This window comes from Mucilaginibacter sp. UYP27 (assembly GCF_040547175.1).
GTDB lineage: Bacteria > Bacteroidota > Bacteroidia > Sphingobacteriales > Sphingobacteriaceae > Mucilaginibacter.
This window is the reverse complement of record NZ_JBEPPE010000001.1, coordinates 1,354,695-1,369,935: the sequence shown is the minus strand read 5'-3', so window position 1 is coordinate 1,369,935 and position 15,241 is coordinate 1,354,695. Positions and strand designations below refer to the sequence as shown.

The window sequence follows — 15,241 nt, the reverse complement described above, 5'->3', positions numbered from 1 at the left end:
CGCTTTTCGCACCATTAGCTTGAAAGGTCCTCGACAAGCTCAGACTGACATTATTTCAACACTTTAATCTTTACATTCCTGTAGTTCACATCAAAGCCGTGGTCTTGTAGCAGGATGTGGCCCTCTTTTGCCTCGCCGAAATCTTTCCAGATCTTGTACTTGCTTAGTGCTACCAACTCGCGGTATTCTTTTGAGCCACGATCATACTCCAATACCTTAATTCCGTTGAGGTAATGGGTAACGTGGTTGTTGGGCGATACCACTACACGGCCAATATTCCATGCCCCTATCGGATGGACGAACCGCGGCTGTTTTTTTGCCGGAATAAGGTCATATAAAGATGCCAGGGTACGGTTGCCGTCCCTGCCCAGTTTGGCATCGGGGTGTACGGCATCATCCAAAACCTGATACTCCAACCCAATGGCCGAGCCTTGCGTTTTCTCGTCGAGTGTAACAAAATATTTAACCCCGCTGTTAGCCCCTTTGCTCATCCTAAACTCGAACGACATATCAAAAGCGCTGTACTGGCCATCACTGATTATATCGCCGCCGTTGGTAGCCTCGCCCCCATTAGCGCCGATAACTGAGAGCATACCATCCTCCACCTTCCATCCCTTAACCGGGAATGTAGCTGCCGAAGCGCTATGCCAGCCGGTATTGGTCTTACCATCGAACAGCAATTTCCAACCATCGTGTTTTTCGTAAGTAGAAAGTATGTTTTGCTGCAGATTAACCACATAAACATCTTTAGCAAATTGCTGCGGTTTAAGGTTGGTGGTTTTTATCCGGATGTTTTTGAAATAGATCTTTTTACCGGCTTGTTTCTCGTTATCAATAGCATGCACCTGTAACCCGATGAAGCCTTTGGTATCTACCGTGTCTATCACGCAAGCGGTGGCAACGCCATTTATCCAGGTTTTAGTGGTGTTGCCGATACATTCAATTTTTATATGATTGAACTGCCCGTTCTTCCAGGCAGATTGTGCTTTGGCGTTTAACTCCATTGGGTACAGCCAGTCGCGGCGACCTTCGTCGTAAATGCCACCTGTCCACTTGCGGTCGCTTGGGTCTATCTCGCATTGGCGGCCGTAGACCAGGCCTTTACCTTCGTGCCCGGCGGGGTTATAGTGGCTGCGCGTTTGTATGCCCGAGTTGGTGAGCGTGCTTTCTGTTTTGGCATCCAGCTCTAAAATAAAATCGCCGTACTGCTTTTCGGTAACTAAAAAAGTGTTGCCGCTATTCAGCACCGCCGTACCGGTAATGCCGCCATTCTCTACCTTGTATTCGGCTTTGCCGGCAAGTATTTTCCAGCCGTTAAGGTTTTTGCCGTTAAACAAATTGGTATAGCCGGCTTTAGTTTGTGCTGATGCATTTTGCATGCCGGCAGCAATTGCAATCGCCAGTAGGTAAGTTTTCAGGTTCTTCATAATATTTATATCAGGCTGATGTGTTAAACTTTTAAATTCCATCCCGGTTCGTACTCGCGGCCCCAAAGCTTGGTGGCATCGGCATCATGCAGGATGTGGCCGTTGGTTGGGTCGAGGTTTAGCACCCTGCCCACCCTTTGGGCAATATTACCCAACTGCGGTATCAGGGTAGATCGGTGCCCGTTGATGATGGTCTGGTTCAGTTTTTCATCCCCACGGATAGCATTCACAAAATTTTGGAGGTGCACACGGTCCAGCATTTCAGTAGGGCTTACCTTGTTTGTTGCATCCACCGGGGTTTCGTCCTTTATCTCTTTCACCAGTTTGTTATCATAATCAAACACCTGGTAGCCATTGCCGCCACCATAGTTGATGGTGCCGTGATCGCCATAAAAAACTACGCCGCGGCCCACCCCTTCAGAGTTAAAACCATTACAGCTGCGTCCTTCCCAGGATAGCGCGGTGTTATTAGGAAAGTTGGCCAATATCGTCTGCGTATCGGGGGTTTCCCAATCATCCTTAAAAGCAAAACGCCCGCCAGATGATGTTATTTTATCCGGGAAATCGACACCCAAGCCCCATCGCATCACGTCAATTTCGTGCGTGCCGTTATTGAGTGCTTCACCGGTTCCCCAGTTCCAGTGCCAGTGCCAGTTGTAATGGATCAGGTTATCTACATAAGGCCTGCGTGGGGCATAGCCTTGCCACAAATCGTAATTTAAATTTGCAGGCACAGGCACTTGTTTACCAATGCCAATGCTTTTGCGGTTGTTTACATACCAGCCACGTGCAAAATAAGCACGGCCAATAATACCGCTATGCAATTCGTTCACCATCTTTTGCACATTGTCAAATGAGCGGCGCTGACTGCCCATTTGTACCAGTCGGTTATATTTAGCGGCAGCCGCTATTGCCATCTCACCCTCGTGCGGGTTATGGCTGCAGGGTTTTTCTACATACACATGTTTACCCGCCTGGCAAGCCAGGATGGTTGCCGGGGCGTGCCAATGATCGGGGGCGGCAATTACCAGCGCGTCAAGGTCTTTTTTCTCTAAAAGCTTGCGCACATCGGTTATGCCTTGCGGTTTTTTGCCGGTTATCTTTTCAATATCAGCAATGCATTTGTTCATTGCATTGCTATCTACATCGCATATATAGCCTATTTCCACATCGGCTAAAGCGGCGAGTTTTGAGGCAAGAAAAGCACCACGGCTGTTAACGCCCATAACCCCTAACACTACTTTTTTAGCGGGCGATCCTTTATAAATGCCGGCCACAGCCAAGTTAGAGCCTATTAATAAACTGGTGCCTGTAACAGCCATGTTCTGAATAAATTTTCTGCGTTGCATAACAAATAGGTATTTGGTGATGTATTAGCGCAATAATTGGTAATGGCTAATTTAGGAGTTTAATATTAATCTCCCTGTAACATTAATATTATTTAGCAGTCTTAAATCAAATAAAAACTAATATTTTAGCTTTTATTATGCATGCATATCAATCAAACTAAAATATATGAAAACTCTTTACGCTGCCGTACTTATCGGTAGTATCAGCGCTTGTGCCCTAAGCACTGCCGTAGCGCAAACTGCGGCCCCGGCAGCAGACCCGGCCCTAAGTATCTACCGCGAAACCACGCCGAAATATAACGACCTGGTGCACACTAAACTTGATGTGCGTTTCGATTACAAAAAACGTTTTATGTATGGTAAAGAGTGGGCAACCTTAAAACCACACTTTTACCCAACCGACTCGCTTCGTTTAGATGCGCAGGGTATGGATATCAAAAACGTATCTATTGTTAACGCCGGCAAAAATACCCCGCTTAAATTTACTTACGATAGCCTTACCATCAACATCCAGTTAGACAGGGTTTACCGTAACAACGAAACTTATACCGTTTACATCGATTACACCTCAAAACCAAACCTGCTTAAAGCACAGGGTAGCGCGGCTATTACCGATGCCAAAGGTTTGTATTTTATTAACCCGGATGGTACCGAAAAAGATAAGCCAACCCAGATCTGGACGCAGGGCGAAACCCAAAGTTCATCTGCATGGTTCCCTACTATTGATAAGCCCAACCAAAAAACTACCGACGAGATAGTGATGACCGTTCCGGCTAAATACGTTACACTATCAAACGGCCGTTTAGCTTCGCAAAAAGTTAATGCCGATGGTACCCGTACCGATACCTGGAAACAGGAATTACCACACTCGCCATACTTGTTTATGATGGCTGTTGGCGATTTTAAAATTGTAAAAGATACCTGGAAAGGCAAAGAAGTTAGCTACTACCTGGAGCCTAAATACGCGCCTTACGCGAGGGACATTTTCGGTTTTACACCAGAGGTGATCGATTTTTATTCGAAAACTTTGGGTGTTGATTACCCGTGGAATAAGTACTCTCAAATTGTAGTCCGCGATTACGTAAGCGGCGCGATGGAAAACACCAGCGCTACCCTGCACGGCGAATATGTACAAGCTACCAAACGCGAGCTTATTGATGCTTACTACAGCCAGGGCCGCAGCACTATCGTGCACGAATTGTTCCACCAGTGGTTTGGTGATTATGTTACTGCCGAAAGCTGGAGCAACCTAACCGTTAACGAATCATTCGCTGATTTTAGCGAAACCCTTTGGGCCGAGCACAAATACGGTAAAGATGCAGGTGATGCGCACATTAACGATGACAGGCAAAACTATCTAAGCCAGCCAAACCTTAAAACTAAGGACCTGGTTCGTTTCCATTATAAAGATAAAGAGGAAGTATTTGATGCCGTTACTTATCAAAAAGGTGGAAGCATCCTTTACATGATGCGCAATTACCTTGGTAACGCAGCATTTTACAAAGGCTTAAACATCTATCTAAAAACAAACGCGTTTAAAAACGGTGAAGCCCACCAATTGCGTTTAGCGATGGAAGAAGCAAGCGGCCGCGATATGAACTGGTTTTTTAACCAATGGTACTTCGGCGCAGGGCACCCTATCTTGAACATCACCTACAAATGGGATGACGCTACCAAAACGCAAACGGTTTATATGAACCAAACGCAAGATGGTAACGCGTTTATTTTACCAATTGCTATTGATGTTTACGCAGGTGGTAAAATGGACCGCCGCAAATTCTGGATCCGTAGTAAAGCTGATAGTTTGGTGTTCCACTCGGCTACAAAACCAAGCCTGGTAAATGTAGACGGTGATAAAATGCTGTTGGTTAAAAAAACAGATAGCAAATCAATCGATGAGTTTACCTTCCAGTACTTTAACGCACCTTTATACTTAGACCGTTCTGAGGCGATTACTGCTGCTGTTAAACAACAGAGCAATGCCGGCGCACGTAAAGTGGTTATTGCTGCATTGAACGATAAATACTACGAGTTACAGATCAAAGCCATTCGCGGTGCGGATATGACCAATGATGATGTACGTAACTCCGCACAACCGGTATTGATCAAACTGGCACAAACAGATCCAAACACATTGGTTAGGGCTGCTGCAATTACGGTTTTAGGTAAGCTAAAAGCATCGGGCAATACAAACTTGTTTAAAGATGCATTGAAGAGCCAATCATACGCGGTACAAGGTTCGGCCTTAACTGCGCTTGGTTTGTTAAACCCTGCTGATGCTTTGATCCTGGCTAAAACCTACGAGAAAGACAGCGAAGGTGCATTAACCCAAGCTATTTTGAACGTGTATGCCACCAGCGGTACCGATGCCCAATACGATTACGTTTTTAAGGCCTTTACCGAAGGCCAGCCACAAACCCAGTTTAACATCATGAAAAAGTTTGCTGATTTTACCGGCCGTGTTAAAAGCAACGAACAAGCTTTAAAAGGTACAAACGCCATGATTGATTTTGGTGCAAAATATAAAAAATATGGTGTTGCCCCACAAGTGGTGGGCATATTAGCCGGCATAAAAGCCGACCGCGCCAAGCTAAACGATACAGTAACAGTTGCTGCTATTGATAAAGCCACTATCGAACTGAATAAACCCGAATAATTCAGGGTAAATATAATTGAAAAGCCGCCCCGTTTCGGGGCGGCTTTTTTTGTGCTTATGATCAAATGTTAAATAATATTATTTAACATTTGCCGGTTTTTATAATGGGCGTACAATTTGCTAACTTAGTGCTAACAAAAACTGTTATGAAAAAATCATTACTATTTATAGCCCTGTTTTTTTGCGTAGGCCGGCTAATTGCTCAAAAGGCAACAACGCCCGCGCCATTTGATACTACCTTTGGTGGTAAATTATTCCAGCCCTTTAAAACGGACAGCACATGGCGTACTAATCCTCCGGCGTTATCTAATGACAAGTTTTTCAATCAGGAAGATATTGATTTGAGCAAACTTAGGCTTGAAAACCTGAAGCCTTTTCTTATCGTTATTGAAGGATATAAGATGCCTATCCTCAACTTGAATAATACATCTAAAATGCCTGTTGTGGTTTTGGAGGGTTATTCCAATATGCCTGTGGCGGGTAAGGATATGACGAAAGCAAAAAGGGTTACTTTAGCTACGCCTGTCCCTAACTAAAAATCTTTATTAAGTAGTTTCTCCAGTTCGGCGAAGCTGATATCCATTTTTATACGGCCTTGTTTGGCGTACGAGATCTCGCCCGTTTCTTCGGATACAATAATAGCTGTGGCATCGTTAGCCTCGGTAACACCTATACCGGCACGGTGGCGCAAACCAAACTGGGCAGGCAGGTCAGATTTTTCGGTAACGGGCAAGATACAACTGGCCGATTTGATTTTGTTTTCTGATATCACCACTGCCCCGTCGTGCAGCGGACTGTTTTTTTGAAAGATACTTTCCAGCACCCGTTTAGAGATCCTGGCATCTAGCACTTCGCAGCTATTTTGGTAAAACTGCTCGTCGTAATATTTGGCGAAAACGATGAGTGCTCCCGTTCGGGTTTGCTTCATGCTTTTGCATGCATCTATGATGGGTTTGATACGGGCGTAGTTGTTCTTCTCGGTTTCTGCCTTGCCAAAGAAATAGCGCCACCAGGCCTTGTTCCGTTGCAAAGATGCGTTTTTCCCCATTAGCAATAAAAACCTGCGGATCTCCTGTTGAAATAGCACAATAACGGCTATAATACCTACATCGGCTACCTTTTTAAGGATGCCCGCCAGTAAGGGCATCCGGCTTTCGGGCACTATAAAGTACAGCGCGTATATGATGGCTAACCCAATAAAAATATTTGCCGCGATGGTACCCCGGATAAGATTATATAGCTGATAAATAATTATCGCTAACAGCAACACATCCAATATGGCAAACGGCGTTATTTTTAAGCTACTGAAATCAAACGAAGGCATGTTACGAAGTTAACAAGTTTTAGGAAAGATTCATTTGCCTCTCGTAAATCTCTCGAACGTACAGGACATTTACTTTTCACTGTTAGAAATGTAATTACTCCCTCGCCAGCGGAGAGGCTTTTTATTTACTGCGCTCGGTAGTAAAGCGTACCAATTGCTCAAGGCCGGTTTTTGCTTCGCCCTCGGGGAAGGTATTTAGGATAGCGAAGGCTTCGTCCTGGTATTTCTTCATCTGGGTCTCAGCATATTCCAGTCCGCCTTTTTGTTTAACAAAGTTGATTATCTCTGTTATCTTTTTAGGGTCGTCGTTATGGTTTTTCACCAGTTGGATCATGCGCTTTTTCTCGCTGCTATCACTATTATTAAGCGCGTATATCAGCGGGAGTGTAACTTTTTTCTCTTTAATATCGATGCCAAGCGGTTTACCTACATCATCGGTGCCAAAATCAAACATATCATCTTTGATCTGGAACGCGATGCCAATCTTTTCACCGAAAAGTCGCATTTTTTCGATGGTCTCCTCATCTGCATTTGCAGATGCCGCACCACAGGCACAGCAAGATGCGATAAGAGATGCCGTTTTCTGGCGGATAACCTCGTAGTAAACCGTTTCGCTGATGTCCATACGGCGCACTTTTTCTATCTGCAGCAATTCGCCCTCGCTCATTTGTTTAACCGCTTCAGATACTATTTTAAGCAATTTAAAGTCGCCGTTATCAATGGATAACAAAAGTCCTTTGCTTAGCAGGTAATCGCCTACCAAAACAGCTATCTTATTTTTCCATAATGCGTTGATAGAGAAAAAACCACGGCGCTGGTAAGAATTATCAACCACATCATCGTGCACCAGGGTGGCGGTATGCAGCAATTCAACAAGGGCTGCCCCGCGGTGGGTAGATTCGTTTATGCCTCCGCAAAGGGTTGCCGAGAAAAAAACGAACATGGGCCTGATCTGCTTGCCTTTACGCTTTACGATGTAGTGGGTAATACGATCAAGCAAAGGCACAGAGCTTTGCATAGAAGTTTTGAACTTCTCTTCAAAAACATCAATTTCCGCAGCAATAGGTTTTTTAATTTCGTTGATGTTCAGCATTGAAACAAAACACGCTTTTTATGCAATTACCTTACCTGGCAATCCGCAGCAAACATAAGCTTTAAAAGATATATATGCGTAAACCACAAATACTTTTACGCCCATTAAACCTTTACTCGGTTTTACGCTCTATTATAATAGTTAGTAATAACTGCATATAAGTTTAGTTTTTGTGAGTTAAAGTTTTCGTTTTAAAAAGCGGGACCCAAAAGGTTCCGCTTTTTTATTGGGGTTTATTTTTACATTTGCAATCCTTAAAAAAAAACAAAGAAGTGTCTTTTTCCAGAAGCACCAATTTTACTAAGGAATTTAATAGATACGGAGAAGTGTCTGAGTGGTCGAAAGAGCACGCCTGGAAAGTGTGTATACCTCAAAAGGGTATCGAGGGTTCGAATCCCTCCTTCTCCGCCTATAATATTCAAAAACGCCTTAAATGATGCATTTAAGGCGTTTTTGTTTTAAGACCTATCCGAAATATTCAATAAATCGCATTGTTCTGGTGACCTTTTGGTGACCTATTGCATGTAAAGACCGACAGGTCACCAGAAAGCTTATAAGTTGCTATATATCAACCTGTTAAATAGACGAACATCTTGATTTATAGCATAGGAAGTAACTAATTTTATCCACTTAAAGGTGACCTGTGATGAACAATCATTTTCTCTGCTTTTTTACGTAAAAAGCTCCAAGCTCAGTGCCGACGGCACAGCCCCTATTTATCTACGCATTACCATCGACGGTAAACGCATTGAGATCTCCTCTAAACGGCAGGTCATTCCATCCAAATGGAACACTGCCGCACAAAAGCTAGTTGGCACGGGCGACCAAATTCGTTCCTTTAACGATTACCTTAAAACGTTGGAGCGCCAGGTTTACGAAGTGCACCAGCTGATGCTCGAAAAGAAAATTCAATTGACTGCAGCCAACCTTAAAAGCATTTTGCTTGGCAAGGAAGAGGCCACACCGGACAAAATGCTCATACCAATTTTTGAAGAGCATAACAAACAAGTTAAAGCACTGATCGGAAAAGAATTCGCTAAAGGCACCTATGACCGTTATGAAACAAGCCTGAAGCACACTAAAGACTTCCTTTTATGGAAATACAAAGCTACTGACAACGCATTACCTCGGAAATTAAGAAAAACTTTGCATATTTGCTATCTCCGGAAAGCTGCTGAGTTTTCAACCAAAAGTTTGTTTTATTCTTCCATGTCATGTATGGTGGTTCTTAAAAGAAAATCAAATGTTTCGGCCATATGATATCATTTCATAATTTCAGGGATAGTACCAGCTTTTGAATAAGGTGTTAACAACATTTGGATGTAAATCTTTCCTGTTTACCTATGATTATTAAACAAAATCACACAGATAAACAAAATCGGCCGCCTCAACTTCAGTGTACGTTACTATCCAACCAAGCCTTGGCCCAATCAAACCATTGTATATCGCTTGTTGGATTATATAAGCCAAAGCCATGGCCGCCCTTAGGAAATAGGTGCAACTCTGCAGGTACATTATTTTGAAGAAGCGATTGGTACATCATCAGGCCATTTTCAACTGATACATTACCATCATCCTCGGCGAAAACGATGAACGTTGGGGGGGTAGTTGAAGTCACCTGTTTTTCATTTGAAAACAAGTCTATTTGTTCTTGGCTAGCGTTTTTTCCAATTAAATTTTCGCGCGAGTCTATGTGCGTTTTATCGCCAAATGTGATAACCGGATAGATGAGCATCATAAAATCCGGACGAACGCTGGTATTGTCTTTATTATCTATAAGTAACTTGTTAAAGTGAGTTCCTTCCGTGGAGGCCAGATGTCCGCCTGCTGAAAAACCCATAATGCCAATGCGATTACGATTGATGCCCCATATGGCAGCGTTTCGCCTTATCATTTGAATAGCGCGTTGGGCATCCTGCAATGGACCAATGCTCCTATCGATCATAATGATATCGCTTGGCAGGCGATATTTGAGTACAAATGCTGTCACGCCGATCTTGTTAAACTCCTGTGCAACATCCGAACCCTCCTGGACTGATGACAATCCCGCATAACCGCCACCCGGACAGATCACTACAGCAGTGCCATTCGCAGTTCCCTTTGCTGGTAAGTACGGAGTAAGTGTGGGCACGCTCACATTAGTAATGAAGAAATTCTGATCGATTGTCTCTTGGTATGTCGCCGGCGTGGGCTTTGAATTAGGAATGCCGTTCGGATAAAGATCGTTGGGCAGTGTAGCAGAAATATCATCGGGTAAGTTTGGCCCGGCAGCTACAGTCGTATCGGTCGGCTTAGTCTTAGACGGTAACTCCGTAAATTCGATCGTTTTTTTACAACTCGCAAACAACGAACAGAAAAAAACTCCAATGATAAGGCTATAAAGTAGGCGCATTAAGTGCAAAATTAACAATAAAATCTTATTTCGAACAATAAATTGTACTCTGATATTTACACCATAAGCATTAGCGATAATTGAACTATTTTTTAGGTGACCTATTCGGTGACCTGAGTGAAGTTCTGATATACAATACGCTGAGCGACAGAGCTAAGGTATCGGGAACTTGTTCCCTCCTTCTCCGCCGATCTTTAAATTAATTCCCTCAAAAGTCAATATGTCTGCCTGTATGGTTTTGCCTATAGCTTCCGAAAGCTGTTGCCGCATTTCATCCGTCACCCGTGAGAAACCCAACATTTTTGCAACCAGCGGAATCGCTTCCTGCTCGGTGATCGCAATGGCGCTGCCTACGACCTGACGTATCGCCTCGTAAATTTCTTCAGGTGCAATCAAGGCTAATTTCCGATACGCCGCTGGCAACTTACTCCTGTCTCGTACTGTAGTTACCTGCATTTCCGGTTGCCACAAAAACTCACCGCGGACAACCACTTTATTCTCATCTTTTGCCTGCTGCAATGCCTGAGTTAGCGTATAGCGGATCCGGGACCCTACTTTAGCAATTCCCGCGGCATCAGTAATCCGTTTGGCCATTTCGTCAAAATGTACCGGGCTTTCCACTTGTACAACTTCACTTATCCAGTCACCCAGCTCCGCAAAAGTATATAGTTGAAACTCTTCCCGAATGTGTTCGATATGGATATCTGCTAACCGATATTCATCTGTAGATATGTTGATATCTGCTACTGTTTCACGGCTTACCTCCTGCTGCCAGGCCTCATTTTCTTCATCAATGATCTCTGTAACTTGTTTCGCTTGCTCAACAGCAGCTAATAATCTGGTTAATTCACGGGAAGGGTTACGGTACCAGTCGGCACTCCATACCTGATATAGGTTCCAGCCAAAAAGTTCCAGCACCTGCGAACGCAGGCGATCACGGTCGGTAGCAGAAGCTGCACTATCATAGGCTTGCCCATCGCAGATAAGACCGATTAGATAACGACCCGGGTTTTCCGGATCGACAACGGCCAGATCTAAATAAAAACCAGGTGAACCAACCTTACTGCGAACAATGTGCCCTGCCTTAGTAAGCTGTGCTGCAACCTCTTCCTCGAACGGCCTGATCTCATAAGAAACAATGGTATCGGGCTTATCAAATTTGGCGTACTGCGCAAAATAAAGGAAGCTTTTTAGTGCCCGGATGCCAAAACGGGCCGATTCGCTTACTTTTATATCTTCCGAAGTGATATTGGTAAATACTTCGCAGCGCATTTTTGCACGGGTTATCAGTACATTCAGCCTGCGCTCGCCCCCTTCGTTATTCAGCGGGCCGAAATTCATCGGCACTTTACCTTCTTCTGTACGGCCGTAACCAATACTGATCATGATCACATCCCGCTCATCGCCTTGAACATTCTCCAAGTTCTTAATGAAAAATGGCTCTTCCGGCTTACCGTTAAAAAAGCTCTCGGTACCAGGGCTGGCCTTACGCTCAATTTCCAGTGCGGCTTGTATTGCCTGGGCTTGGGCCGTACTAAAAGCTACCACACCAAGGCTTTGCGCCGGATATTTGGCGGCATGTTCAATAACGGCCTTGGCTACAGTCTGCGCTTCCAGCGGGTTGGTCCTTGTTTTACCCCGGTCATAAACAGCATCCGGCAAATGGTGGAAGCGTAGACCTAAATTTTGCCTTGAACCCGGGCTGGGGAAGATCACCAGTTTATCTTCATAAAACTCATGATTAGATAGGGTAATAAGCGATTCATGCTGGCTCCGATAATGCCATTTCAGCATCCGTGTTGGGGCACCCTGTCCGTCGCACATCCCTAAGATGCTTTGCATATCTGCGGTTACATTTTCTTCTTCGTCAATATCTGTATTGAACTTGTCAAAAAAACTGGTTGGCGGTAATTGCCGGGTATCCCCAACGACTATAAGTTGCTTCCCACGCGCAATTGCACCTATAGCATCCACCGGCCTAACCTGGCTGGCCTCATCAAATATAACGAGGTCAAAATCAATTGCCCCAGGAGGCAAATAATTGGCTATAGACATGGGGCTCATCATCCATACAGGTTTAATAGCCTGCATGGCCTTGCCTGCCTCTTCTACCAGTTTACGAATAGGCATATGCCGGGCCTTTTTATTAAATTCTGTTTTAAGGATATTCACCTGCCCACCCGCATTGCCTTTGGGCAGTTCCTCCCAGTGTTTAAGGGCTACTCTTGCCCGGTTATAATACAGGTTTACCTGGTCCAGCTTTTTAAATTTGGCGATAACCTCTTCATGGCTTGCCCGCTCAAACCTGGATATTTCCGGACTTCTTTTAAAAGCCTCCCCAATCAAATACTCATACCACGTTTTTTGCAGGCTGATCTTGAGCAGATCGCCTGCTTCTTGCCAGGCAATAGCGGCCTGCGTCAGAAACCCAAATCCATCCTTGTCAGCCTGTGCGCACAACTGGTTCCAGTCTATCACCAATTGCAGTTCTGCAAAATGTTCAACCCGGTGTTTCCACGTTTCTTCCTGATCTTTATAAACCGCTGGTAACGTCTCGATATCTAAAGCGCCCGATGCTTGCGTATTCAGATCGTTTACCATCTTCATCATGTTCTGTACTGCCGAGAGGTAACCGGCAGCCGCAGATGGCTCTTCCTGTTTGCTTAAGTACCGCAACAGAACGGTGTCTTTAACGTCTGCAAGGTAAGTTGCTGCTGACTGTAACGAACGCCAGTCGGAACGTTGTTTTAACCATCTGTTTCCAAATAAACTACCTGCAAAAGCATCGAACTGCTGCAAGAAATTTTCCAGCCGCCTTGCCTCTGAAATTGCATCCACCAGCCTTAGTTTTTCGCCAGCTTCATCAGGCAAGGTTACCTTAAGTAATGCTGCTAATTGTTGCTTGCTTTTGCGGTAATTACCATTTAAGTTTCGGTACCATTTATCGCCGTAAGTAACAATGTTGCGCCGGATCTCCAGGATATCCTGCGACCACGCTTCGGCGACAAATGTTTCCTTATAATTGCGATACAAGCTTTCTAGTTCTTCTCCCGTAGCAATAAGTTCTTTAATATCTTCAGTTTTGGTTTGCCAGGCGGGATCCTCTATTTTTAACCCGCTCAAATCAGCTGATTCGGCAGCTTTTTTTAGCAAACTCTCCAGTGCGGGCAATTCAGCAGCGTCGGCAGGCAACGGAAACCCTGTTTTTTCTTGAATGCCTTTTAGTAGCAAGTGCAGTTCAGAAATTGAGCGAAGGGCAGCTTCCATCCGTTGTAAAATGGTGCCTTTGTCGTGCGGTAATACCAGCATCAGTTTACTACCGTAAAAAACCAGATCAGCCGGGGCACCGGTATCTTTTACCCTGGCCTGGACACGGTCAGCCCACTCTTCTGCCAGCCGTATCTTCTCTGCGTTCCAGTTCGTAATGTTGTCAATCGGGAGTTTAACCAGGTTGCGGTTTTTCGCCTTTTCGTCAATCTTTAACAAAAAACCGATCACCTGCTGTGCGCTTAATCCACTTCCGGCAAGTTGATGGTTTATTGCCCGGCAGTAGTCATTCAACTCAACGCGATAAATCTCCAGCATTTGGATCTCCAGTTCCAGTTTCGCTGTTTGAGGTTTACCCAGTTCCATTACCCGCCTTATGTCCTGTAATACATCTCGCTTGTTAGTTTTATGGCTATGCAATTCTAAACAGGCCATGCCCAGGTCAATATTATCCAACCGGCGTTTTACCACGTCAAGCGCTGCCATCTTCTCAGCGACAAACAAAACTTTTTTGCCATGCCCTACAGCGTTAGCTATTATATTGGTAATCGTTTGCGATTTACCCGTGCCGGGCGGGCCCTGGATAACCAAGTTACCACCATCCTGTACTGCAAGCATTGCCATCAGTTGTGAACTGTCGGCATCAACCACGCGGAACAGATCATTGGCTTTAGTATCCGCATCCAGGTCATGCTCATCCTCCAGTACATCTTCATGGAACCCTCTTTCAAGCAGCGCTGTTATGTTTGGATGATTTTCAGGTTTGGCCGTTGCAGGCCACTTGCCGGTATCCAGATCATTATAGATCAAAAACTTCCCAAAAGAGAAAAAGCCCAGTTCCACAGCATCCGCATCAATTGACCAATTAGTCTGTTTGGTTGTGTGCGACCGGATCTCGTTAATATAGTCGTTAAAAACAAACTCCTCCGTTTCCGGCATATCTGGAATGGTGAGGTTGAAGTCGCTTTTCATTTTGGCCTGCAAAGACAGGTTGGCACCGATCTCGCTACCAGTATATCTCAGGCGAAACCTTTCTTGCGCGCTTGACCGTTCCAAACTTACAGGCACCAGAACCAATGGCGCCGAACGCATTGTTTCGCTATCGCCCGCATCATACCAACGCAACATCCCCAGGGCAATATACAAAAGGTTAACACCCTGTTCCTCGATACTGGTACGGGCAAAATAATAAGTATTTAATAAACGGCTTTGCAGTTTTTGCTCATCCTCAGCGGTCTGCAATTTGGTGTCCTGGTATTTAGTTTCGCCTTCCGGGAAACTCTCACCCTCTTTTAGTGACAAGAAGGTCATCGACTTTTGCTGCCTTACCAGGATATCATAAATAAACTCCGCTTTTTCATCAACAATATGAACACCTTTACCTTTTGTTATCTTGAAGTTGAGTAAAGGGTTTCTAAGACCCAGGTCCAGCAATTCTTTTCTGGAAGATTCTAACCGGGACTGTATAGTTTCCTGCATAACCCAAAGCTAATAAAACCTTGTTGATTTTAGGAACCGGTACCATGTATAGAAATGGTTGTCAAAATTGGTCCAGTTTAGAGAAAACAGTTTATAATTCCCCTCAAGTGACCTATTAGAGACCTGTACGTAACGGTGAATTACAAAACCCTGTAATACAACAACTAGCGAAAACTGTTTAAATCCATCCCGCTCATGTTTAATTTAATATATTGATAGGATTATATTTAACTAAAATATAATCATACAGCAAT

At 44.4% G+C, this 15,241-nt stretch carries 9 protein-coding genes and 1 tRNA gene; 4 read left to right on the top strand and 6 right to left on the bottom strand.

Going from position 1 to position 15,241, the window contains the following annotated elements; translation table 11 throughout:
- Positions 1–50: 50 nt before the first annotated feature.
- Positions 51–1,427, bottom strand: coding sequence for a 3-keto-disaccharide hydrolase (locus ABIB39_RS06035; RefSeq protein ID WP_354428187.1), 1,377 nt, complete (start codon positions 1,425–1,427; stop codon positions 51–53).
- Between the two features lie 23 nt (positions 1,428–1,450).
- Positions 1,451–2,776: a Gfo/Idh/MocA family protein gene (locus tag ABIB39_RS06030; protein ID WP_354428185.1), complete on the bottom strand. Its 1,326-nt coding sequence runs from the start codon at positions 2,774–2,776 to the stop codon at positions 1,451–1,453.
- Positions 2,777–2,942: 166 nt separating this feature from the next.
- On the opposite strand from ABIB39_RS06030, the gene ABIB39_RS06025 reads away from it, so the two are divergent.
- Positions 2,943–5,432 carry a M1 family aminopeptidase gene (locus ABIB39_RS06025; RefSeq protein ID WP_354428184.1) on the top strand — a complete coding sequence of 830 codons (2,490 nt, stop codon included), beginning with the start codon at positions 2,943–2,945 and terminating at the stop codon, positions 5,430–5,432.
- Positions 5,433–5,578: 146 nt separating this feature from the next.
- Positions 5,579–5,968 carry a hypothetical protein gene (locus ABIB39_RS06020; protein WP_354428182.1) on the top strand — a complete coding sequence of 130 codons (390 nt, stop codon included), beginning with the start codon at positions 5,579–5,581 and terminating at the stop codon, positions 5,966–5,968.
- Here the strand turns inward: ABIB39_RS06020 and cdaA are convergent.
- Positions 5,965–6,756: a diadenylate cyclase CdaA gene (gene cdaA / locus ABIB39_RS06015; RefSeq protein ID WP_354428181.1), complete on the bottom strand. Its 792-nt coding sequence runs from the start codon at positions 6,754–6,756 to the stop codon at positions 5,965–5,967. The two genes, ABIB39_RS06020 and cdaA, sit on opposite strands and share 4 nt — an antisense overlap.
- Positions 6,757–6,877: 121 nt before the next feature.
- Complete coding sequence (locus ABIB39_RS06010) at positions 6,878–7,849, bottom strand: polyprenyl synthetase family protein (protein WP_354428179.1); 972 nt, start codon at positions 7,847–7,849, stop codon at positions 6,878–6,880.
- Between the two features lie 320 nt (positions 7,850–8,169).
- Between ABIB39_RS06010 and ABIB39_RS06005 the strand changes: the two genes are divergently transcribed.
- Both ABIB39_RS06005 and ABIB39_RS06000 read left to right on the top strand, forming a co-directional pair.
- Positions 8,170–8,257, top strand: a tRNA-Ser gene (locus ABIB39_RS06005).
- Positions 8,258–8,485: 228 nt separating this feature from the next.
- Positions 8,486–9,109 carry an Arm DNA-binding domain-containing protein gene (locus ABIB39_RS06000; RefSeq protein WP_354428178.1) on the top strand — a complete coding sequence of 208 codons (624 nt, stop codon included), beginning with the start codon at positions 8,486–8,488 and terminating at the stop codon, positions 9,107–9,109.
- A gap of 133 nt (positions 9,110–9,242) precedes the next feature.
- Here ABIB39_RS06000 and ABIB39_RS05995 read toward each other — a convergent pair whose 3' ends face one another.
- Entirely contained in the window at positions 9,243–10,241 is a 999-nt protein-coding gene (locus ABIB39_RS05995) for an alpha/beta hydrolase (protein ID WP_354428176.1), read from the bottom strand.
- Between the two features lie 153 nt (positions 10,242–10,394).
- Entirely contained in the window at positions 10,395–14,987 is a 4,593-nt protein-coding gene (locus ABIB39_RS05990) for a DUF3320 domain-containing protein (protein ID WP_354428174.1), read from the bottom strand.
- Positions 14,988–15,241 lie beyond the last annotated feature (254 nt).